The sequence below is a fragment of the Allotamlana fucoidanivorans genome, assembly GCF_006265225.1.
In the GTDB taxonomy this organism is placed as follows: domain Bacteria; phylum Bacteroidota; class Bacteroidia; order Flavobacteriales; family Flavobacteriaceae; genus Allotamlana; species Allotamlana fucoidanivorans.
The window spans coordinates 52,147-75,334 of record NZ_VDCS01000006.1; the positions used below are offsets into that span (position 1 = coordinate 52,147).

A 23,188-nucleotide genomic window follows, 5' to 3' on the forward strand; every position below is an offset into this window, starting at 1 on the left:
TTAAATTTTAGAAATATTTAACCGTGGTTTTATGGGTTTGGAACTAAACCGTTCAATCCGATACCTGGAATATTTCTGTAATATTCGTTTACATCAAATGTCTGAGGATCATTTCCTCTAATTCTATCTCGAATAAAGATATATTTGTAAGGAGGCTCTCCTCTCAAATCAATCACTGGCTTTAAGGCGTGTTTTCTTGTGTTATTGAATGTTGTATGATACGTTCTTCTTCTCATCAAATCCCATATTGTCTTGTTCTCAAAGGCTAATTCAACTGTACGTTCTCTCATTACATTTTCAACAGTTAAAGGAATTTCTGTTTGATGAAATGCACGTTTTCTTGTTGCATTTAAAGCATCTTTAGCCATACCGGCATCACCCAAACCGCTTTCTGCAACAGCCTCTGCATAATTTAATAATACCTCAGCATATCTTATCTCTGCAAAATCTGTTGTACTTCTATTCCAACCTGGAACTACAGGGTCTAAGCTCAAGAATTTTTTAAAACCAAACCCTGTTTTTGTATGGTTACCACCTAAAGGGCTAAATCCTGAAAATTGAGATGGATCGGAAGAACCGTATGTAAAGTAAAACTGTCCGTTAGCACGAGTAACCCCATTAGTTTCAATTTTAATATTACCACGAGGATCTATAAAACCTGCTTGATAAATAATGGTTTCACCTTTCCACTCTGACATTGGTAAAATTACAGACCCCTGCAAACGGGCATCTTTACCTGCAAATATATCAAGAGGATTTTCATAGTGTAAATACTCCCTACTGGGATCATAACCATTGTAGTTATTAATATCTCCATCAACCGTAGTGACAATTGGAGCACTAGACCCAGGGTTATCATAACTTTCAAATAAATCAACAAACTCAAGCGTTGGACAATATCTTCCTGGATGTGGCCATCCATTGGTTAACTGGTTTGGATTGAACCAAATATTATAGTTATTTCCGTAATTATCACCTGGAATGGTGCGTCCTTTAATCAATATAGCCTCTTCTGGTGCAATATTTGGATCTGCAAACATTGCTCTAAAATTCTCAGCCGCTTCTTCTACACTTGATGGGTTTGTCTTGTACAAACTAAACGGTCCGTTTTCTATAATATTTGCCGAGGCATCAATACATGCTTGGTAATATTTAGAAGCTGAATTTTCAGGAAGACCAACTAGTCCTAGGTTAACTGCTTCACCAGTCAAATTGATTTGGTCTCCAAATTTTGCTACTGATGCAGCGTATAATGCAGCTCTTGACTTTAACGCTAAAGCCGCCCATTTTGAAGCTCTTCTTCCATTAGTTTCATCTAAATTATTAGCTGCTACATCACACTCTGCTAGAATAAAATCCCATGTTTCCATTTCTGTATTTCTAGGAACTTTTAATTCTTCAACATCGCCATTAAACTCTTGTGGTTTTAAAATTAACGGCACACCCCCGTAACGCTTTGCAAGACCGAAGTAAGCAAAAGCTCTAATAAATGCAGCCTCACCAGTGTAAAATGCTCGTTGCTCTTCAGATATGTTTAATTCTGGAATAATTTGAATAAAAATATTTACATCTCTAATTAACCTATAAGCATCTTCCCACCAATTTAAATAGCCTCCATTGATAAAGCTATTTCGCTCACTGTGGTGTGCCCAAGGTGTTAACATATCAGTTGTAAATCCGCCGTTGTTTGGGTTACTTCTATTATAGTTAAATCCGTCTCTAGGAAAGTAGGTAAGATCTTCAATAGGCATTCTATCATATAAATCTGCCAAGTACAATTTGGTACCTTCTGGATCACCAAATAAATCATTTGCCGTTATTTTATCTGTTGGCTCCAAGTCAAGACCATCATCACATGAGACAACCACAAGACCTAAAACAAATAAGATAAAAAGTTGTTTTATAGTTTTCATATTTATTTTTTAAAAATTAACGTTTAGTCCTAAGTTAAAAGTGCTCGTTACAGGGTATGTTAATCCGGCGGAATAAGCCCCTTCTATCTTTTCTGGATCAAACGGTTTTACAAAGTCATCTGCCCAAGTATAAAGGTTAAAACCACTTCCGTAAATTCTCAAATTAGTTATTCCTAAGGTACGTTCTAGAGACTGAGACTTAAGGTTGTAACCAATCTCAAGAGACTTTAATCTTAAATAAGACGCATCTCTTCTCCATCTTGAACTTTCTCTGTACATTCCACCCACATCTCCAATAGTTCTGGATGCAGGCCATTTTCCAGGAATCCATGCACTATCAATATCATAGGGATCTTCTTTTCTCCATCTATCGTAGAAATAAGCAGGTGTATTTCCTCTAAAGGCAAACATCTCGGCATATACTTCTCTAAATCTAACAGTATAATTAGCAGCTCCTTGTAATAATAAGTTAGCATACCATCCTTTATACTCTAAATCTAAGGTGAAACCATAGAACATTTTTGGTTTTCCTGAGTAAAACAACGGTTGCTCGTCTAAACCGTTTATTACACCGTCTTCATTCCAATCTTCATATGCAAAATCGCCTGGCAATTCTCTTTCGCTATTACTTCTATCTCCGTTTTGTAATGGCGCATTTGCTATCTGGTCTTCATTTTGAAATTGTCCTATATAGTTATACCCCCAAAAAACATCGTTCCAACGATCTGACCGTTGATTTCTCCATCTAGAATAACTATTCGTAAATGCTTCGCCTTCCACATATTTTCTTTTGGTTCTAGCATGGGCAAAATTACCAGAAACTGCAAAATTGAAATCTTCACCAATTTTATCTCTATAACTTATAGACAACTCTAAACCTTGGGTTACTTCACTATTCAAATTTTCTTGAGGCAATTCACCTCCATAAGTATTTGGAAGTGCTATACTTCTCTTAGCAGGAATACCATCTAACAACCGTTCATAAACCTCTGCAGTGAAATTGATACGGTTTTGTAAAAAGCCCATATCTACGGCTATATTTTTTGTAGTCGCCTCCATCCATGAAAGGTTTCCATTTGCAATTGGTGGCGTAGAAATACCTTCAGTCAATTCTCCATCAACAAATTCATATGACCCTCCACTTCCAATACTAAAACCTTCTACATATTGAAAAGGATTTCCCTCTGGCATTCCAATTACACCATAAGAACCTCTAAACTTTAAGTTAGATAACCAACTCACATCTTTTAAGAATGATTCTTCTGACGCTCTCCAACCTAAAGAAGCTGTTGGAAAAAAACCATATCTGTTTTCTGGAGCATAACGATAGGACCCCATGTAACGACCTGCTAATTCTAATAAATATTTCCCTTTATAGTCATAGTTGAAACGGCCAATATATGAAAAATCAGCAGATTGATTTTCTATACCATCTGTATCTGGATCTAACACGTCTGCGAATCTGATTTGATCCTTAGTATAAAATTTCCTGTAATACCTTCTAATAAAAGACTCTCTATTTTCCCAAGTATTTTTCTCGATAACCGCAGTTGCACCTATATTGTGAACATCATTAAATGTTCTTTTATAATTTATGTATCCTTGTAGTGTAAGAGCATCACTATTTGAGTTTCTATTACTTATATTAGATGTCCCATCATTTTGTTTAAGAGGATTATACTTATCTGTGTCTTCATCATATGTATATAAATTATAGGGCAGTGATAGCGATTTATTCTGAAATATATTAGCATCATACGCAGCTACGGCTTTAAAAGACAAGCCTTGAACAAAAGGCGCATCATACTCAAGTGAGAATGTAGAAGTAAATCTTTTAGTATTACTTCTGCTATAACCTGTAACATCCTTCTCCATAAAAGCCACAGGATTTAAACCTGATAATACTGGTGCTAAATAAGCAGGATTATTATTGGCATATGGACGTTCAGTTGGCAAAGTTACACGTGTTCCTTTAAAAATATTAAAGAAGCCTGTTCCCGGTTGCCAATTTTTATCCCATCTGCCACTCACTAAAACTGAACCTGTTAAGTTTTTAGCAAATTCTGTAGTTAAGTTAGTACGGAAATTATAGCGTTTATACCCCATATCATTACTACGTATAAGTCCATCTTCATTTACATACCCGAAACTGATAAAATAATTTGTCTTTTCAGAACCGCCAGTAGCCGAGAAATTATGCTGTTGTGTAAACGCTTGTTTTTTAAGTACCAAATCAGTCCAATCTGTACTTTCATATCCAGGTGCACCTGTTCTCCATAATTCTAATTCTTCTGGAGAATAAAACGGTGTCCCTGCCCCTCCTGGAATAAACAATTGTGTATCATTCCACATTTGGGTGTACTGAGCAGCGTTAGCCATTTTAGGAACGTCAGTTGGCCTTACAACACTAAGTACAGAATTGTAATTAAATGTTGGTTTAGTTTTACTTCCTTTTTTGGTGGTAACTAAAATAACACCATTTGCAGCACCTAGGCCATAAATAGCAGCAGCAGCATCCTTTAATATTGAGATACTTTCAATATCATCAGCATTTAACTGTTGAAAATCAGCTGAACCTCCTCTTCGAATACCATCAATAACATAGATTGGAGCCCCAAATCCACGTATATTAATATCGTTATCAAAAGAACCTGGCTGACCTGATTGCTGACGAATTTGAACACCCGCAATTTTACCAGATAGCTTTTGAGCCACACTTACGTTTGTTGTTGTTTGAATTTCTTGATTATCAATAACAGCAACAGATGCTGTAAGACTCTCTTTCTTTTGAGTTCCATAACCAACTACAACAACTTCATCCAGAGCAGATATATCTGACTCTAAAGCAACGTTTATGGTTGACTGGTTTTGCACAGCAATTGACTTTGTCAAATAACCAATGTAGCTGAAAGTTAAGGTTTGTGACCCCGTTTCTGGTATTTTAATGCTATAGTTCCCATCAAAATCTGTTACTGTACCGGTTGAGGTGTTTTCCAGTAATACAGATGCACCAGGAAGAGGCACTCCATTTTCATCTACTACAGCACCTGAAATAACCCTGTTTTGCGCCAAGGCTCCTTGTGTACCGAATAAAATTATTAAGAACAATAAACGTAATAATGCAACAAACGGATTTTTCTGTTTGTCGACTCGAGTTTGGTATAAAATATTTTTTTTCATAAAAATTAGCTTGTTAAATCATAATTAGTTGTTAGTTTTTGTTTTTGTCAAATCATACAGTTAGAATTTTATTTTTTGTTGAGCCAAATATATGTGGCCAATATTAATTAGTAAATAATTAACACTTAATAAGCACTTAATTTTCGGTTAATTTTTTTTGACCCTTATTTTTTTTAGAATTTCATAATTCAGACATTAGATTAGATTGGTTATTAAGAATTTTTTGCTAGCAATAGTAACAAAAAAATAAAATATCAATTATATTGCACTGGTTATACAGAGATTCCATTCCCCTATCGACTGATTATGAAAAAAAACATCTTATTTATATTTCTTCTAACGTTCTTTAATGGTGTTACAGCTCAAGATGTTTTAGATGAAGGTCTTTATTTTTCATCTCATGAGGTTACCCAAGAACAAAGAACTTCTCTTAACCTAACTCCCAATTACCCTCTAGAAATAGACCAAAAGCTTGTTGTTGAGTTTGAAGCTAATTTTAGACGAGGTGATGGCTACTACGGCAATATAGTACAGCTCATAGGAGATAAAAAAACAAACATTGATTTAGTGGCAAACCTAAATCACGAGAATGAAAATTTTTGGCTTGTAGTAAAGGATAAAATACTATTTAAATATAAATGGGCCGACATCCCAAGAGGCTCATATGATAAATGGATTAAGTTTAAAATTGAAATAAACGCAAAACACTCAGAAATTACCATATCCATTAATGGTTACAAACTTTCAAAAGATATTGAAGGTATTTCTAAAATGGATGTGTTAGATATCATTTTTGGAAAAAGCAGATATAAAGGGTTTGTGACTACAGACGTTTGCCCAATGAGTATTAAAAATGTTAAGATATTAGATAACAACAATGCGCTCATCAAAAATTGGCCACTTGGGAAGCACACTAAAAAAAACAAAGTATACGATAATATTTCAAACGACGAAGCTCTAGTAGAAAACCCGAAATGGCTAATAGACCAGCATGTTTTCTGGAAAAAAATTCAAGATTTTAATTTTAACAATCTACTTGGCACTGCTAACGACCCCATAAATAAAAGAGTTTATTTTATAAACCCTAAGTCTATTTATATATACCATATAGATAACAACACTATTGATACTTTAAATCAAATACGAAACACAATCAACTGTCAATCTGCTAATTATAAATTCAATCATTTAAGCAATGAGCTTTTAGCGTATTCAATAGATGAAGGGTTTTATCAAAAGTTTGATTTCAAAAAACAGCAATGGTCAGAATCAAAAACCTCATGTCCCGAAACGGCTTATTTTCACCATAATAAAATCATTTCACCCATTGACAGTACCTTACTTACTTTTGGCGGATATGGGTTTTATAAGTACAAATCTCAAATCTCTAATTTTTCTTTTGGTAAGTATAATATCCAGTCTCTTGATTTGAGTAGTCAAGTTCCGCCAAGATACTTAAGCTCTATGGGACTGCAATCAGACAACAAACTTTTACTATTTGGCGGGTACGGTAGCCCTTCTGGTAAACAAGGTGTTAGAAGCAGGCATTTCTATGATTTGTATTCAATAGACTTAAACAACAATTACAAAACCAATAAGCTTTGGGAAACGGACAACATACCTTATTCTCCATTTGTACCGGTTTCATCAATGATTATAGATGAAAATACGGATAGCTTTTACACACTAACTTATAACAACACCAATTACAATACCAATTTAAAACTTGCTCAAATTGGGGTGTCATCTCCTAAAGTCACAGTGTTTTCGGACTCTATACCATATGAATTTCTTGATATTAAATCGCACGTAGACTTTTTTTTAGATTCTAATAATTCAAAAATTCACACGTTAACAGTTACAGAAAGCAAAGCAAGTCTTTATTCATTAACTTATCCCCCACTTTTCCCTGAAGATATTTATCAAAATGAAATAGAACCTCTAGTTTTAAGAAAAAACTATTGGATTTATGCTTTGTTCGGTCTTATTTTAATTTTCATCTCAATTTTTCTTATCCGTAAAAGATTAAATAAACCTAATCGAAAAGTTAAAACTACCGATGCTCCGGCTCTAAATGAAGAAATTCTAGAATTAACACATGTAAAACCTGAAAAAGTAAAAACATCTGCTATTTATCTATATGGAGGGTTTCAGGTTTATGATAAAGAAGGCAATGATATCACTGCCTTATTTACACCTACTCTAAAGCAACTTTTTCTTATCATACTTTTAACAAGCGCCAAAAACGGAAAAGGTATTTCTTCAAACCAATTAACAGAACTTTTATGGCCTAATAAATCTGATAGTAACGCAAGAAATAACAGAAACGTTAACATCAGTAAATTAAGACTGCTGTTAGATAAAATAGGTAATATTGAAATTAGTAATGATAATACATATTGGAACATTAATTTAGGGAACTCTGTTTTCTGTGATTTCACTTTTGTTCAAGAGGCTTTAGACGAAAATGCAAATAAACATCTTGACCATGAGCAAACCTATAAACTCTTAAACATAATTTCAAAAGGTGAAATTTCACCAGATGTACATACAGAGTGGATTGAAGATTTTAAGAATGATGATAACAATATGTTAATTGATAATCTTATTAGAATCGCTAAATATATAGACGACGCGCAATTACTTATTTTACTAAGTAATATCATTTTAAAATACGCTCCCTTGAACGAAGATGCTATCTCTATAAAGTGCAAGTCCTTGTATAACCAAGGAAAAAAAGGAATTGCAAAGAAAAACTATAATGATTTCTGTCAAAAATACTTTGAATTGTTAGAGGCTGATTATGAAAAATCTTTTAAGGAAACAATTTCTGATTTTAAAAACTAATAATAGCCTATAAACAACTGATACTTTAATTCAGAGCTTTTGCAAGATATCATTCACAACGTTAAAAATGACTCCACCAATTATATCCGATTTGAACAAATGACCTCTTCTGAAAGCTATCAAGTCATGCAAGATTTTGCCAATTCACTCCCCGATGACCAGTCTAAAACACAAGTATTGAGAATTTTAACAAAGAATAAGTCCTACTAGAATTTCAAATATTTTATAGATCATTCTGAACATAGAGAAAACTGGTTTGCTTTTAAAAATAACGCCTACATAAATTTTGTTAAACAGCAAGCTAACATAAATAATTCTACGCTATAAAATATTTTTTTTAGATCAACCCAGCATAACTTGTTTCAACTTTAACATAATCACTACTGACAAGAAGATTTAATTCCTTTAGTCTCCAAGCGTCCCAACAAATTATTAATATCCTCACTAATTTTACTCTCCACCACCCGTGCATAAATCTGGGTAGTTGTTAATTTTGTATGTCCCAATAATTTTGAAACTGTTTCTATTAGGAACACCATTTGAAAGCATAACAGTTGTGGCAAAGGTATGTCTGGCTACATGAAACTTAAGATTCTTATATATCCCGCAATCTTTGGCTATTTCTTTTAGATAACTGTTGACTTTTTGATTAGAACTCATTAGTAATAAATTTCCTGTTTTGCTTAGGATTTTGTCTTGACTGTACTTTTTAATAATATCCAAAGCTTTTGGAAGTACAGGTACCTTTACACTTTCATCTGTCTTTTCTCTATTAGTATTAATCCATAAATTATTATCAATACCTCTTACAATATTATTTTCGGTCAAATCTTTGACGTCAACATAAGATAGTCCTGTATAACATGAAAAATAAAGCAATCCTTAAACCGATCAAGACGCTCACTTTTAAATTCGGTGCACTCTATTATTTTAAGTTCTCTATCTGTTAAACAGGGCCTGTCATACTTATTATATTTCAACTTGAACTGATTAAACGGGTTTTTTAGCATCCATTCAAGCTTAACCCCTAAATTGAGCATTTTCTTGAAACGCTCCAGATATTTCATCACTCCATTGTTCGATAACATCAATTTCTTTTTAGAGTTTTTATAATGACGTAAGAAATATTCAAAATCGGTAACAAACTCATAATTTAGTTGATTTAAATAGATGTCACTTGATCTGCGTATATTTTGCAAGAACTCATACAAATATCTTTCTGTGGTGTAATAATTCTTCATGGTTCTGGTTTAAGTACAGCTCCCATCTTATCATGATGATAACTAATAAGATCTCTCAAAGTCTTACTGGTTTTATCTTCTCCCAAATACCGAGATTTAATCGAATCTGAAGAAACAATAGCATCTTCAATGAGTAATTCTTTATGACAATTCAATAATTTGCCAAATACTTCATCTAAATATAAGTTCAAAGTTTTTATTTTTGAAGAACTCCCCTTAGCCCTACTCTTATGACAATCCCAGTCTTTAAATAAAACAGATCGCTTTAAACTAATCTCTGAGCGCTTACCATTAACCGTGATACGTACATAAATAGAAAGTTCTACTGGGTTGCTTCTTGATTTTCTCGTAAAGAAAATAACGAAAAAGGTGTTTTTTGATTTCATTTTAAAATGACTTTAATTAAACAATAACCTGTTAAATCAAAAGTCAAATCATACTCGAAAGTTCCTTAAAGATAATACATTTCGTTCGAACCACTGCACACCGAATTGCACACCTATTATTTAGTTTTAAATAAAATCAATCAAATGCATAAAAAATGAAAAACACTGAAAATCATAAGATTAACAGTGTTTTAGTTTAACTTATTTCTAAGTTCGTCGGGGTGGCAGGATTCGAACCTGCGACCTCCGCGTCCCAAACGCGGCGCGATAACCGGGCTACGCTACACCCCGATTTTGGTTATCTATTTGCGGAGAGACCGGGACTCGAACCCGGGCAGCACTTACGCGCTGACAGATTAGCAATCTGCTCCATTACCACTCTGGCACCTCTCCTAATTCTTATTAAGAACATTGCAATAAAATTGCGGTTGCAAATGTAACTTAAACACTGAAAGCACGCAACTATTTTAATTACTTTTTTATAAATTTTATTCAGGATATTCTATTCGTAAATGATAAATATTTGCAAGCTTGTGTTTTAGCACTTTTTTTATAGATTGAATTTCTTTAAACGTGATATTTGCATTTAAAAATTGTCCCTCTTCAATCTGTTTATTTATTATATTTTCTACAAATGCCTCTATTTTAGTTGACGTGGGTTCTTTTAAACTTTTTGACGCCGCTTCTATACTATCACACATCATTAAAATGGCAGTTTCTTTACTAAAAGGTTTTGGTCCTGGGTAACAAAAATCTACTTTATCTATTTCCAAATCTGGGAAACTCTTTTTTTCCTTCATGTAAAAATAATATACCATACTAGTACCATGGTGTGTCCTAATAAAATCAATAACCCGATCAGGTAAATTATATTTTTTTGACATTTCTATACCGTTGATCACATGATCTATAATAATTTTTGCACTCTCTTTAGAAGACAACTCGTCATGTGGATTTATGCCCGTTGATTGATTTTCGGTAAAAAAAGTAGGGTTCTTCATTTTTCCAATGTCATGATATAAGGCACCAACCCTTACCAGCATGGCGTTAGCTCCTATTTCATTTGCTGATGCCTCAGCCAAATTAGCAACATTTAAAGAATGATGAAAAGTCCCTGGAGCTTTGTTAGCTAATTCTTTTAAAAGTTTTGTATTAGTATCAGAGAGCTCTAAAAGTGATACATCAGAAACCAATCCGAACAATTTTTCATAAACATAAATAAGAGGCTGCACAAACAAAGTGGCTAGACCGCATAAAATAAACCAAATAAATGTTTCCCATTTTAAAGTGTCAACACTTCCTTCGTGAATAACAAAAAAAGCAAAATAAGCAATAATATAAATAAGTGTTATTTGACCAACAGATATAAATAAATTTGCTCTTTTATAAAGCTCAGAAACCGTCAAAATAGTTACAATACCTGCTATAATTTGAAGAAACATATATTCATAACTATTAGGGACTATAAAACCAATTAGTAATACAGTTAATACATGCGAAAACAAACCAAGTCTAGCATCAAAAAACGCCTTAAAGACAAGCGGCAAGATACATATTGGAACTATATAAATGTATTTTGAGTTGTAATTGACCACCAAGGTTGTAATAAAAACAACTAGCGAAATATTAAAGAAAATAAAGGTAACTTTGGTGTTATCCTCAAACACTTCAAACCTGTATTTTCTTAAAAATAAGAGCAACATTAACAACGCTAAGGAAACAAGAAGCGTGTATGCTAAAATAACCCAATTGTAATTGGTTTTGTTCCAAACTTGTGATTCATACTCTGATTGTAAAGATTTTAAACTCTGGTATTTGTCACCCTCAACCACTTCTCCTTTTGACACAATAAGCGTTCCTTTAGCTATACTGCCTCTTGTATAAGCAATTTTACCTAAATCTTCCTGTATAACTTTGTCTGTAAACGCTTTATTTAACGTAAGATTGGGATGAAGTAGATCATAAAACAAGGCAACAAAACTTGTTTTAAACTTAGATAGTTCATGTTCTAATAAAACCCTATTTATTTTTAAGGTAATAGCTTCTTGTGACACTAAATCAGAATAAAACCCTTCACTAATTTTCTCTCTACCTTTTAGTATTTCAACGACTCTATCATCCTTATAATCATATTTTTCATCTAAAACACCAAATTGATATAATTCCTCTATCAAGGCTTTACCTGTTTCTTCAAGTTTTACTTTTATTTTCTTAGGAATTGAATCTGGAAATGAATCATCAAAATGCGCATCAAAATCTGAAACAATTTTAGGTAAAATCAACTCATCTACATCAAAATAAAGTGTAGCATTATCAATTATTAATTGCTTTTCTTTTTTAATTTCTTCATCAGTTTTCTTTACAGCAAAGTCAAATGGCGCATACAAATTTTCAGATTGCCACGGCTTTCCTTGTTCAAAGTTGTATTTAAATTTTCCGCTTTTAGGAAACAAGTAGACAATAAAAAAAGTAGTACAAACAAATAATAACCCTTTATAAATAAGAGAATGGTTTCTATATAATTTATTAACGAAGTCTTTCATTTAGAAATCAAATGTAATAAAATTATAGACTTGTGCCATTTTTTATAATAACTGAATCGGTCAAATTTTACCTAAAAAATCATTATTTTCGCAAGTACTAAACTAAAATGTTTAACTAATGAATAGAGATGTTGTAATTGTTTCAGCTACAAGAACTCCCATAGGCAGTTTTTTGGGCGCCTTATCAACTATTCCTGCTCCAAAATTAGGTGCTATAGCCATAAAAGGAGCACTTGAAAAGATTAATTTAAAACCAGATTTGGTTGAAGAGGTCTTAATGGGTAACGTTGTTCAGGCAGGCACAGGACAAGCTCCAGCACGACAAGCAGCAATTTATGCAGGAATTCCTGATACAGTACCTTGTACTACAGTTAATAAGGTGTGTGCCTCTGGCATGAAAGCTATTATGCAAGCTGCACAATCTATTGCATTAGGAGACCACAATATTGTTATTGCTGGTGGTATGGAAAATATGAGCCTTATCCCACATTATCTATATGCAAGAACTGGAACAAAATTTGGTTCAGCTATGCTTATTGATGGTATGCAAAAAGATGGTTTAGTAGATGCCTATGATCAAAATGCTATGGGGGTTTGTGCTGATGTATGTGCTGCAACGTATAATTTTTCTAGGGAAGAACAGGATGCATTTGCCATTCAATCATATAATAGAGCGGCTGATGCTTGGGCTAAAGGAAAATTTAACAATGAAGTTATACCCGTTGAAGTGCCACAAAGAAAAGGTGAACCTGTTATTGTAAATAAAGATGAAGAGTTTAGCAATGTTAAAATGGATAAAATTTCGCATTTACGCCCTGCATTTACAAAAGATGGAACCGTAACGGCCGCCAATGCCTCAACCATAAATGATGGTGCTGGTGCCATGGTTTTAATGAGTAGAGAAAAAGCGAATGAACTGGGTCTAAAAGCATTAGCAACCATTAAGAGCTACGCTGATGCCGCTCAAGAACCTAAGTGGTTTACTACAGCTCCTGCAAAAGCCCTACCAAAGGCTTTAGATAAAGCAAATATTAATATTAAAGATGTTGATTATTTTGAGTTTAATGAAGCTTTTTCTGTTGTGGGCTTAGCTAATATGAAATTACTAGGATTAAATGCTTCAAACGTTAATGTAAATGGTGGCGCCGTTTCTCTAGGACACCCATTAGGCTGTTCTGGTGTAAGAATTGTGATTACACTGTTAAATGTTTTAGAACAAAATAATGCTAAAATTGGTGCTGCAGCTATTTGTAATGGTGGTGGAGGCGCATCTGCAATTATAATTGAACGCAACTAAGTTAACTAAATGCAATACGGTATTTGTAATTTAAGTATTGTTCCACTTAGAAATGAACCTACTGATTCTAGTGAATTAGTTTCTCAAGTCCTTTATGGTGACCTTTTTAAGATTTTAGAACAACGAAAAAATTGGAGTAGAATAAGACTAGCTTTTGATGGCTACGAAGGTTGGGTAGACAACAAACAATATGTTGAAATCACAGAATCTCAGTATAACCAATTAACCCAAGAACCCTGCAAGTTAGCAACAGATTTGGTTGAGTTTATTGAGGACAAAAATCAGCAAATATTTCCTGTATCAATAGGTTGTTCTCTTAATGGTCTCACTATTTTGAACCATAGGTATGATGGGCATTTTATTGAGAAGAAAAATGACAAATCAGAGATTTTAAAATGGGCATTCATTTATCTCAATGCGCCTTATTTATGGGGAGGAAAAACGCCTTTTGGTATTGATTGTTCAGGCTTTACACAAATGGTATATAAGCTTAATGGCTATAAATTATTACGAGACGCTTCTCAGCAAGCTACACAAGGAGAGGCCTTGAGTTTTATTGAAGAGAGTGAACCTGGAGATTTAGCGTTTTTTGACAATAATGAAGGAGTCATTGTTCATGTTGGTATTATTATGCAAGATAATTATATCATTCATGCTCACGGTAAAGTACGCATTGACCGTTTGGATCATTCAGGTATTTATAACGTTGATACACGTACTCATACTCATAAGTTGAGAGTTATTAAAAAAATCATATAAAATAAAAAAACCGCTTAAAGCGGTTTTTTTATTTTTTCAATCAAAGTAATTTATTGGGCTGCTTCTATGGCATCTACTTTTTCTTTCATAGCCTTGTAATTATCAGTTTCTCCTAATATGCTATAAATATTCATTAACGTTTTAGCTGCATTTATATTATTAGCATCTATTTCTAACGCTTTTGATAAATATGGTACAGCTTCTTTATAAAGATTTTGGCGTTTTTCTCTAAGCTCATCATAACGCTTGTTATCCGCTTTTGAAGTTCCTAAACCATTCATTTCTTCAATTAGAGGCTGTTCTGCCGACAAAATTAACGCTGATAAATTAATATACGCATTGATATATTCAGGATCTAACTCTAATACTTTTTCATAGTGCTTTTTAGCTTCTTCTGGGTGATCAGATTCTGCAGCTATAACCCCCAAATTATATTGTAACTCAGGATTTGTTGGATCCATTTCAGTGGCTTCTTTAAGTAAGTTTTTAAACTCCTCAGTATTACCCATTTTATAGTGCACATTTGCTTCTGATAATAATAAATTAATATCATCAGGACTTTCAGCTCTAGCATCTTTCATAGCCTCTAAAGCCTTTTCATCATTTCCTTGACTTACATAAATCAAAGCAATATTCTTTACAATTTCAGGTTTTTTAGATTCACTTTTCTTTTCAAAAGGCTTGATATGAGTTTTGGTTTTAACAGAGATATCTCTCATATCTTTGTTTGGAAAAGCCTCCTCTTCATTGGTTTTTTTATCAATCGCCAAGTACTGTGTTTCTATACCAGTATACCCTAAGTCTTTTAACTCTTCATAAAGTTTCAAAGCACGATCGTACTCCTTCACATTCACCGCTGTTGCGGCTGCATAGTATAAAAATACGGTATCATTTTTAGATACTCTATACACTTTTTCAAAATGCTTGGAGGATTTTGAATAATCTTTCTTTTCATAAGCAGCATTTCCAGATTTAATCAAACCATTTGAGATCTCTTGTTTTAACTGAGACACCTCTTGATTATAGCCGTTCTCTATTTTTGACAAACTCTCAAGAGCTTTATCAATATTATTAAGCCCCGCTTTACCATTTGAATAAAACGCCTGAGCATTAAGATAATAAAATTTAGATTTAAGTTTATCATCCATTTGTGCAAGCAAAGGTTCCGCTTGACTTAATGCTGTTTTAGCTTCAGCAAAATTGTTAGCTTTAATAGCTTTCTCTGCGACCTTTAATTCTTTTTTCTGTGCAAAAGAAAATGTACTTATCGTTAAGGCTAAAGCTATAATAACTTGTTTTCTCATTTTTAAGTAATATTTAATTTAATTTTCAGTGATATTTTCGCCTAAATTATTATCAAGAGTTGTGCCATCCTCTAAATCTCCAGTGTTTTCAATACTTTCAACATCATCAACTTTATCTTCATCATGCATAACTTTAGCTACAGCAGCAATAGAATCTTTACCTTTTAAATTGATTAACTTAACACCTTGAGTAGCCCTTCCCATAACTCTTAAGTCTGCAATGACCATTCTAATAGCAATACCAGATTTATTAATAATCATCAAATCGTCATTATCTGTAACACTTTTTATGGCAACCAAATTTCCTGTTTTTTCAGTAATAGAAATGGTTTTAACACCTTTTCCTCCTCTATTGGTTATTCTGTACACCGGTTCTCCATCTTCTGGGTCATCAATATAAGTACGTTTACCATAACCATTTTCAGAAACCACTAAAACAGACTCTTCCTGAGGGTTTTCAATGGTAACCATACCAATAACCTCATCTGTATTATTAGCCAATGTAATGCCTCGTACTCCAGAAGCACCACGCCCCATTGGTCTTGTTTTAGCTTCTTCAAAACGAATGGCTTTTCCAGACTTTAAGGCTAGCATCACTTGACTATTACCTGTAGTTAATCTAGCTTCTAATAGCTCATCATTATCTTTAATAGTAATAGCATTAATACCATTTGTTCTAGGTCTTGAATACTGTTCCAGTGCAGTCTTTTTTACTTGACCATTTTTAGTAGCCATAATCACATAATGGCTATTTATATAAGCTTCATCTTTTAAATCTTGCGTACAGATAAAAGCTCTCACCTTATCATCTTGTTCAATATTTATAAGATTTTGTATAGCTCTTCCTTTTGACGTTTTCGAGCCTTCAGGGATTTCATAAACGCGCATCCAGAAACATTTTCCTTTTTGCGTAAAGAATAACATATATTGATGGTTGGTTCCAACAAATAGATGTTCAAGGAAATCTTCATTACGAGTAGTTGAAGCTTTCTGACCTACTCCTCCTCTATTTTGAGTTTTGTATTCTGAAAGTGATGTACGCTTAATGTATCCTGCATGAGAAATGGTAATCACCACTTTTTCATCAGGAATCATATCTTCAATACTTAAATCTCCTCCCGCATACTCAATAATAGAACGACGTTCATCTCCATATTTTTCTTTAACAACACTAAGCTCTTCTTTGATGATATCCATTCTTCTTTCCTTTTTGTCTAGGATATCTTTAAGATCTTCAATAGTTATCATCAACTCGTCATACTCAGCACGTAATTTATCTTGCTCAAGACCCGTAAGTTGACGCAGACGCATTTCAACAATAGCCTTAGCTTGTATTTCAGTAAGCTTGAAACGCTCTATTAACTTAGCTCTAGCCTCATCAGCATTTGCTGAAGCTCTAATTAAAGCGATAACTTCGTCAATATTATCAGAGGCTATAATTAAGCCTTCTAAAATATGAGCACGTTCTTCGGCTTTTCTTAACTCATATGTGGTACGTCTTACAACTACTTCATGTCTATGCTCAACAAAATAATGAATTAAGTCTTTTAAGTTCAATAACTGCGGGCGTCCATTTACCAAGGCAATGTTATTTACACTAAATGAAGACTGTAGAGCAGTGTACTTAAATAATTTATTCAAGACAATATTAGGGATAGCATCGCGCTTTAAAACATAAACAATGCGCATACCATTTCTATCAGACTCATCCCGAATAGTAGAAATACCTTCTAGCTTTTTATCATTTACCAAATCGGCAGTTTTCTTAATCATATCTGCCTTATTTACTAAATATGGAATCTCCGTTACGATGATACATTCTCTGCCATTAACTTCTTCAATATTGGCCTTCCCTCGCATAACCACTTTCCCTCTACCCGTTTGAAAAGCTTCTTTTACGCCATCATATCCATAAATAGTTCCTCCTGTAGGAAAATCAGGAGCCTTTACATATTTAATCAGCTCGTCAACTTCAATATCATTATTCTCAATATACGCAATGGTACCATCAACCACCTCCGCTAAATTATGAGGTGGCATATTTGTGGCCATACCTACAGCAATACCCGATGCTCCATTCACCAACAAACCCGGAATTCTAGTTGGCAATACAGTAGGTTCTTGCAGGGTATCATCAAAATTAAGTTTGTGATCTACCGTTTCTTTTTCAATATCGGCCAACATGTCTTCCGAAATCTTTCGCATTCTGGCCTCTGTATAACGCATTGCTGCGGGACTATCACCATCAATAGATCCAAAGTTCCCTTGGCCATCAACCAACATGTAACGCAAACTCCAATCTTGAGCCATGCGTACCATTGCATCATAAACCGAGGTATCTCCATGTGGGTGATACTTACCTAAAACTTCTCCAACTATTCTTGCGGATTTTTTATATGCCGAATTTGCTCTAACACCTAACTCATGCATACCATAAAGTACACGTCTATGCACTGGTTTCAAACCATCTCTTACATCAGGTAAAGCACGTGACACAATGACCGACATTGAATAATCAATGTAAGCCGATTTCATCTCATCTTCAATATTAATAGGGATCAATTTTTCTCCTTCTGCCATAAATATTCTTCTTTAATTTTATGCATTTTTCAAAACATGCTAATATAGGTATTTCATTAGTCCTAGCTAGGAAAACTGCACTAAAATTTCATGTTATTTATTAACAATTTTTACGACTGTTTTGGTTGATAAGTAAACACTGTAAAATTTTGAATTTGTGAAGTTTTTTTTGTCAATTAGCATTTTACATATAAATTAAAGGTACAGTTTTTGCCCATAGTTAAATGTTTTATTATTTTTAATGCAGAAAGGATATAAAAATGGATGATAATTTTTCCCCAAGAGTAAAAGATGTAATTGCCTATAGCAAGGAAGAGGCATTGCGTTTGGGTCATGATTTTATTGGCACTGAACACTTAATGCTTGGCTTGTTGCGCGATGGAAACGGGAAGGCTATAAACATACTAAATGCTTTAGATATCGACTTAAATCATTTAAGACGTAAAGTTGAAATACTAAGTCCGGCCAACCCAAATATACAAATTGCTTCTAATCAGAAGAAGAACTTACATTTGACCAGACAAGCAGAACGCGCTTTAAAAACAACATTTCTTGAAGCTAAGCTGTTTCAAAGTACATCTATTAATACCGCGCACTTGTTATTGTGTATTCTACGGAATGAAAATGACCCCACTACCAAGCTGTTAAATAAGCTTAAAGTTGATTACGATAATGTTAAAGAACAATTCAAACTTATGATAACTAATGACAATGAATATATAGAGCCTAAAGCTGAGTTTCAGGATGATGATACCTCAGCACAAGAGGACAGCTCAAAAGAAAATATTTTCAACTCACCTTCTGGTAAATCAAATAAAAAATCGAAAACACCTGTTCTCGATAATTTTGGACGTGATTTAACCGCTTTAGCCGAAGAAGGTAAGTTAGACCCTGTTGTGGGCAGAGAAAAGGAAATAGAACGCGTTTCTCAAGTACTTAGCCGAAGGAAAAAAAACAATCCACTTTTAATTGGAGAACCAGGTGTTGGAAAATCGGCAATAGCTGAAGGGTTAGCACTTAGAATTGTAAAACGCAAAGTATCTAGAATTCTTTTCAATAAACGCGTGGTTACTCTTGATTTAGCAAGCCTTGTTGCTGGAACTAAATATAGAGGCCAATTTGAAGAACGCATGAAAGCCGTTATGAATGAGCTTGAAAAGAACGACGATGTTATTCTTTTTATTGACGAAATCCATACCATTGTGGGTGCAGGAGGTGCCACCGGAAGTTTAGATGCTTCAAATATGTTTAAACCTGCCTTGGCAAGAGGTGAAATTCAATGTATTGGCGCTACAACCCTTGATGAATACAGACAGTACATTGAAAAAGATGGTGCTCTTGAACGCCGTTTCCAAAAGGTTATTGTAGAGCCTACTTCGGTTGAAGAAACTATTGAAATCTTGAATAACATAAAAGGAAAATACGAAGAACATCATAATGTTGATTATACCCCTGAAGCTATTGAAGCTTGTGTTAAATTAACCAACAGATATATGACAGAGCGTTTCCTGCCGGACAAAGCTATTGATGCTTTGGATGAAGCTGGTTCACGCGTTCATATAACAAATATTGATGTTCCTAAGCAAATTATTGAACTTGAAAAGCAGCTTGAAGCCATAAAAGAGACTAAAAATGCCGTGGTTAGAAAGCAAAAATATGAAGAAGCTGCCAAGTTAAGAGATGATGAAAAACGTTTAGAAAAAGAACTAGCTATCGCCCAAGAAAAATGGGAAGAAGATACTAAGCAGCATCGTGAAATTGTAACGGAAGATAATGTAGCCGATGTTATTTCAATGATGACAGGTGTACCTGTTAATAGAATTGCACAAACAGAAATTAATAAACTAGCGCAGTTGCCTGAATTAATAAAAGGCAAAGTGATTGGGCAAGATGAAGCGGTTTCTAAAGTTGTAAAAGCCATTCAACGTAACCGAGCAGGTCTAAAAGATCCTAATAAGCCTATTGGTTCATTTATTTTCCTAGGCCAAACAGGCGTTGGTAAAACGCAACTTGCCAAAGTACTTTCAAGAGAACTATTTGATAGTGAAGATTCTCTAATTAGAATTGACATGAGTGAATACATGGAGAAATTTGCCATTTCTAGATTGGTAGGAGCACCTCCAGGATATGTTGGCTATGAAGAAGGCGGACAACTTACTGAAAAAGTGAGACGTAAACCATACGCTGTAATTTTACTTGATGAAATTGAAAAAGCACACCCCGACGTGTTTAACATGCTACTTCAAGTTCTTGATGACGGCTACCTTACAGATAGCCTGGGAAGAAAAATTGATTTTAGAAATTCAATCATTATTATGACATCCAATATTGGAGCCAGAAAATTAAAAGATTTTGGCACAGGAATTGGCTTTGGAACAGCATCACAAAAAGCCCAAGAGGATGCCAATGCCAGAAGTGTGATTGAAAATGCACTTAAGAAATCTTTCGCACCAGAATTTTTAAATAGAATAGATGACGTTGTTGTATTTAATCCGCTTGAAAAAGAAGACATCAATAAAATTATTGATATTGAATTAGTTAAACTCCTTGCACGTATTAAGAACTTAGGATACAATTTAACCTTAACCAAAGAAGCCAAAGATTATATTGCAGAAAAAGGTTTTGATAAACAATATGGAGCCAGACCGCTTAAGCGTGCTATTCAAAAGTATATTGAAGATGCCCTTGCAGAAGAAATTGTATCTGCTCACCTTGAAGAAGGTGATAACATAAAAATAGATCTTGATAAAAGTTCAAATGAATTAAAAATTTCAATTGATAAAGCTGAAAAACCTACAGAATCATAAGTTTAATTCAAAATTATTTTAACTAAAAAATCCTACATTCAAAACGAACGTAGGATTTTTTTTTTTGAAACAAACTGTAACAATCAAAAAGCCAACCCATCTATATTATAACAAACTGAGTTTTTTTTGACGCTAACCAACCTAAATATTGAACAACTCATAACGCTTTGTAAAACAAACAACCAAACGGCACAAATGGAAGTTTACAATCGGTATTACAAAGCCATGTATAACACAACGCTAAGAATTGTTAAAGACCATTTTGAAGCAGAAGACATCATGCAGGAGGCTTTCTTAATTGCTTTTACAAAATTAGACAGTTTGAATGACGCCTCTATTTTTGGCTCTTGGCTTAAAAGGATTGTGGTTAATAAAAGTATTGAATATTATAACAAAAAAGTAAAAAACGGAGATATTTCAATACATGATATGCTTTATAAAATTGAAGACCAATCCGATAGTTTTAACGTTGATGAGCCATCTTCTAACAACAATAAAGTGAATCAAATTTTGAATTTAATAAAAACACTAAAAGATAATTATAGAATCAGTCTTACTCTTAATCTCATTGAAGGGTATGACTATGAAGAGATTAGTGAAATCATGAACATTTCATATGCCAATAGCAGAACAATGATTTCCAGAGCCAAAGAAAGCCTAAGAATGAAATTAGAAAAAGTAATAACCTATTAAACAGCTTACTATGGATAATAAATTTGAAAACTTATTTAAAGATTTAGAAGGTTATTTTGATATAGAAACACCTCATTCTGATCATGAAAATCGTTTTCTAAATAAACTCGCAAAACAAAACAATCAAAAATTAATGGTTGCGAAGCCAAAAGTTAATTTTTGGAAACCTTTGGTAGCTGTTGCGGCATCCATTATATTATTAATTTCGGTCTTCATCACCTTGGCTCCCGAAAAAACATCTATTGATCTGGCTAGTGTATCTCCAAAAATGGCACAAACACAAGATTTTTTTACAGCCACCATAAATATTGAGTTAAAAAGACTTCAAGAAGAATCAGCCCCAGAAGCACAGTTATTAATAAAAGATGCACTTACCAAAATTAAACACTTAGAACATGATTATGAAAATCTCAAAGCAGATTTAAAAGAAAGTGGTGAAGATCATCGTGTTATTTACGCCATGATTTCAAACTTTCAAAATAGAATTGACATTTTACAACACACTCTAGAGCAAATTAATTTAGTTAAACAATTAAAACAATCATCAAATGAAACGAGCAGCACTATTTAGTATATTGGTAGCACTCATCATGCATCCGCAGACAACTTCTGCATCAGTCAATACCAACTTTAAACACACCAAGACAAAAACCATAAAAAGAGAGTTTTCGGTCAGTAAAAATGCTTTGCTAAAAGTAAATAATAGTTACGGAAATCTGGATGTGATTACGTGGAATCAAAATCGTATAGAGTTTGTTATAACCATTAAAACTTCTGGGAACAATGAAGAACAAACAGTTGAAAAATTAAATGATATTCACGTAGAATTCTCAGCTACAGATGAGCTAGTTTCTGCAGAAACATTTTTTGGCAAAAAAAAATCAAGCTCCTGGTGGAACTGGAGTAATAACAGCAAAGTAAAAATGGAGATTCACTACCTTATTAAAGTTCCAACTACTAATTCTGTTAATCTAAATAATGATTACGGGAATATTAACTTGGGTAAACTAGAGGGAACAGCACAATTAAGTTGTGATTATGGTAAAATAGTAACAGAAGAATTAATGGCTAGCAATAATAGTTTGAGTTTTGATTACTCAAAGGGATGCTACTTTGAGTATATTAAAGGAGGAAAAATAAGTGCAGATTACAGCGATTTTACCATAGCCAAAACTAACGAAATAAGCATAAATGCTGACTATACGAATTCTAAAATTGAAATTGCAGAAAATATAAATTACAATTGCGACTATGGCAACATAAAAATAGACAAAGCAAATAATGTAAATGGCAATGGTGATTATTTAACCTTGGTGATAGGCGAAGTTTATAAAAACATATCTTTAAAAGCAGACTATGGCTCCATTAAGATTAAAAGAATGAATGAAAACGCACAAAATATTACTATTAAATCTGATTATGTTGGTATAAAAATTGGCATGGCACCCACCTATCATTTTAATTTTGATTTAAAATTAGACTACGGGGCTTTACAAAGCGATTTAGATTTACATTTTACAAAAAAGGATGTAGATGGTTCAGATAAGCATTATATGGGGTACTTTGGAAACCAATCTACCTCAAATCATATTAACATCACATCAGATTACGGCAGTGTATCGTTTTACAAAAATTAAT

16 protein-coding genes and 2 tRNA genes are annotated in these 23,188 nt (G+C 33.5%); 8 read left to right on the plus strand and 10 right to left on the minus strand.

Features of this window, described 5'->3' with window-relative positions:
- Positions 1-29: 29 nt before the first annotated feature.
- Together FGF67_RS07075 and FGF67_RS07080 are read right to left on the minus strand one after the other, a co-directional pair.
- Complete coding sequence (locus tag FGF67_RS07075; RefSeq protein ID WP_139696176.1) at positions 30-1,913, minus strand: RagB/SusD family nutrient uptake outer membrane protein; 1,884 nt, start codon at positions 1,911-1,913, stop codon at positions 30-32.
- A 9-nt stretch (positions 1,914-1,922) separates the two neighbouring features.
- Positions 1,923-5,093, minus strand: coding sequence for a SusC/RagA family TonB-linked outer membrane protein (locus FGF67_RS07080; RefSeq protein WP_139696178.1), 3,171 nt, complete (start codon positions 5,091-5,093; stop codon positions 1,923-1,925).
- Between the two features lie 306 nt (positions 5,094-5,399).
- On the opposite strand from FGF67_RS07080, the gene FGF67_RS07085 reads away from it, so the two are divergent.
- Together FGF67_RS07085 and FGF67_RS17240 are read left to right on the plus strand one after the other, a co-directional pair.
- Complete coding sequence (locus tag FGF67_RS07085; protein WP_139696181.1) at positions 5,400-7,940, plus strand: hypothetical protein; 2,541 nt, start codon at positions 5,400-5,402, stop codon at positions 7,938-7,940.
- Between the two features lie 39 nt (positions 7,941-7,979).
- Positions 7,980-8,150 carry a hypothetical protein gene (locus tag FGF67_RS17240; protein WP_158293194.1) on the plus strand — a complete coding sequence of 57 codons (171 nt, stop codon included), beginning with the start codon at positions 7,980-7,982 and terminating at the stop codon, positions 8,148-8,150.
- A gap of 240 nt (positions 8,151-8,390) precedes the next feature.
- Here the strand turns inward: FGF67_RS17240 and FGF67_RS17620 are convergent, their stop codons facing one another.
- The 6 genes from FGF67_RS17620 to FGF67_RS07105 all read right to left on the minus strand — a co-directional run bounded on the left by FGF67_RS17620 (position 8,391) and on the right by FGF67_RS07105 (position 12,110).
- Positions 8,391-8,768 carry a tyrosine-type recombinase/integrase gene (locus FGF67_RS17620; RefSeq protein ID WP_317128519.1) on the minus strand — a complete coding sequence of 126 codons (378 nt, stop codon included), beginning with the start codon at positions 8,766-8,768 and terminating at the stop codon, positions 8,391-8,393.
- Positions 8,765-9,181, minus strand: a complete 417-nt coding sequence (locus FGF67_RS17625; RefSeq protein WP_317128520.1) for a phage integrase SAM-like domain-containing protein — start codon at positions 9,179-9,181, stop codon at positions 8,765-8,767. The genes FGF67_RS17620 and FGF67_RS17625 overlap by 4 nt, the downstream gene beginning before the upstream one ends.
- The gene (locus tag FGF67_RS17630) at positions 9,178-9,567 is read right to left on the minus strand and encodes an Arm DNA-binding domain-containing protein (RefSeq protein ID WP_317128521.1); all 390 of its coding nucleotides are present in this window, start codon (positions 9,565-9,567) and stop codon (positions 9,178-9,180) included. The genes FGF67_RS17625 and FGF67_RS17630 overlap by 4 nt, the downstream gene beginning before the upstream one ends.
- Before the next feature lie 216 nt (positions 9,568-9,783).
- Positions 9,784-9,858, minus strand: a tRNA-Pro gene (locus FGF67_RS07095).
- Between the two features lie 18 nt (positions 9,859-9,876).
- Positions 9,877-9,960, minus strand: a tRNA-Ser gene (locus FGF67_RS07100).
- Between the two features lie 95 nt (positions 9,961-10,055).
- Positions 10,056-12,110, minus strand: coding sequence for an HD family phosphohydrolase (locus tag FGF67_RS07105; RefSeq protein WP_139696183.1), 2,055 nt, complete (start codon positions 12,108-12,110; stop codon positions 10,056-10,058).
- A gap of 118 nt (positions 12,111-12,228) precedes the next feature.
- Between FGF67_RS07105 and FGF67_RS07110 the strand changes: the two genes are divergently transcribed.
- Positions 12,229-13,407 (plus strand): acetyl-CoA C-acyltransferase, encoded by a 1,179-nt coding sequence (locus FGF67_RS07110; RefSeq protein ID WP_139696185.1) that lies wholly within the window; start codon positions 12,229-12,231, stop codon positions 13,405-13,407.
- Positions 13,408-13,416: 9 nt separating this feature from the next.
- On the plus strand, positions 13,417-14,166 hold the full coding sequence (locus FGF67_RS07115; protein WP_139696188.1) for a C40 family peptidase: 750 nt from the start codon (positions 13,417-13,419) through the stop codon (positions 14,164-14,166).
- A gap of 50 nt (positions 14,167-14,216) precedes the next feature.
- On the opposite strand, the gene FGF67_RS07120 is transcribed toward FGF67_RS07115, so the two are convergent.
- Positions 14,217-15,470, minus strand: coding sequence for a tetratricopeptide repeat protein (locus FGF67_RS07120; RefSeq protein ID WP_139696191.1), 1,254 nt, complete (start codon positions 15,468-15,470; stop codon positions 14,217-14,219).
- 18 nt (positions 15,471-15,488) lie between these two features.
- A complete protein-coding gene (gene gyrA / locus FGF67_RS07125; RefSeq protein WP_139696193.1) occupies positions 15,489-18,050 on the minus strand; it encodes a DNA gyrase subunit A in 2,562 nt (853 codons plus the stop codon).
- Between the two features lie 260 nt (positions 18,051-18,310).
- Between gyrA and FGF67_RS07130 the strand changes: the two genes are divergently transcribed.
- The 4 genes from FGF67_RS07130 (at position 18,311) to FGF67_RS07145 (ending at position 23,187) form a co-directional block, all read left to right on the plus strand.
- Positions 18,311-20,857 (plus strand): ATP-dependent Clp protease ATP-binding subunit, encoded by a 2,547-nt coding sequence (locus tag FGF67_RS07130; protein ID WP_139696195.1) that lies wholly within the window; start codon positions 18,311-18,313, stop codon positions 20,855-20,857.
- 126 nt (positions 20,858-20,983) lie between these two features.
- A complete protein-coding gene (locus FGF67_RS07135; RefSeq protein ID WP_139696197.1) occupies positions 20,984-21,550 on the plus strand; it encodes an RNA polymerase sigma factor in 567 nt (188 codons plus the stop codon).
- Positions 21,551-21,560: 10 nt separating this feature from the next.
- A complete protein-coding gene (locus FGF67_RS07140) occupies positions 21,561-22,121 on the plus strand; it encodes a hypothetical protein (RefSeq protein ID WP_139696200.1) in 561 nt (186 codons plus the stop codon).
- Positions 22,099-23,187 carry a DUF4097 family beta strand repeat-containing protein gene (locus tag FGF67_RS07145; protein WP_199240663.1) on the plus strand — a complete coding sequence of 363 codons (1,089 nt, stop codon included), beginning with the start codon at positions 22,099-22,101 and terminating at the stop codon, positions 23,185-23,187. The genes FGF67_RS07140 and FGF67_RS07145 overlap by 23 nt, the downstream gene beginning before the upstream one ends.
- Position 23,188: the final 1 nt, after the last annotated feature.

Coding starts and splice junctions, on each gene's coding strand:
- FGF67_RS07115 (WP_139696188.1), top strand. CDS start 13,417: ATGCAATACGGTATTTGTAATTTAAGTATTGTTCCACTTAGAAATGAA.
- FGF67_RS07105 (WP_139696183.1), bottom strand. CDS start 12,110: ATGAAAGACTTCGTTAATAAATTATATAGAAACCATTCTCTTATTTAT.
- FGF67_RS07110 (WP_139696185.1), top strand. CDS start 12,229: ATGAATAGAGATGTTGTAATTGTTTCAGCTACAAGAACTCCCATAGGC.
- FGF67_RS07080 (WP_139696178.1), bottom strand. CDS start 5,093: ATGAAAAAAAATATTTTATACCAAACTCGAGTCGACAAACAGAAAAAT.
- FGF67_RS07085 (WP_139696181.1), top strand. CDS start 5,400: ATGAAAAAAAACATCTTATTTATATTTCTTCTAACGTTCTTTAATGGT.
- FGF67_RS17630 (WP_317128521.1), bottom strand. CDS start 9,567: ATGAAATCAAAAAACACCTTTTTCGTTATTTTCTTTACGAGAAAATCA.
- gyrA (WP_139696193.1), bottom strand. CDS start 18,050: ATGGCAGAAGGAGAAAAATTGATCCCTATTAATATTGAAGATGAGATG.
- FGF67_RS17625 (WP_317128520.1), bottom strand. CDS start 9,181: ATGAAGAATTATTACACCACAGAAAGATATTTGTATGAGTTCTTGCAA.
- FGF67_RS07130 (WP_139696195.1), top strand. CDS start 18,311: ATGGATGATAATTTTTCCCCAAGAGTAAAAGATGTAATTGCCTATAGC.
- FGF67_RS07075 (WP_139696176.1), bottom strand. CDS start 1,913: ATGAAAACTATAAAACAACTTTTTATCTTATTTGTTTTAGGTCTTGTG.
- FGF67_RS07120 (WP_139696191.1), bottom strand. CDS start 15,470: ATGAGAAAACAAGTTATTATAGCTTTAGCCTTAACGATAAGTACATTT.
- FGF67_RS07145 (WP_199240663.1), top strand. CDS start 22,099: ATGAAACGAGCAGCACTATTTAGTATATTGGTAGCACTCATCATGCAT.
- FGF67_RS07140 (WP_139696200.1), top strand. CDS start 21,561: ATGGATAATAAATTTGAAAACTTATTTAAAGATTTAGAAGGTTATTTT.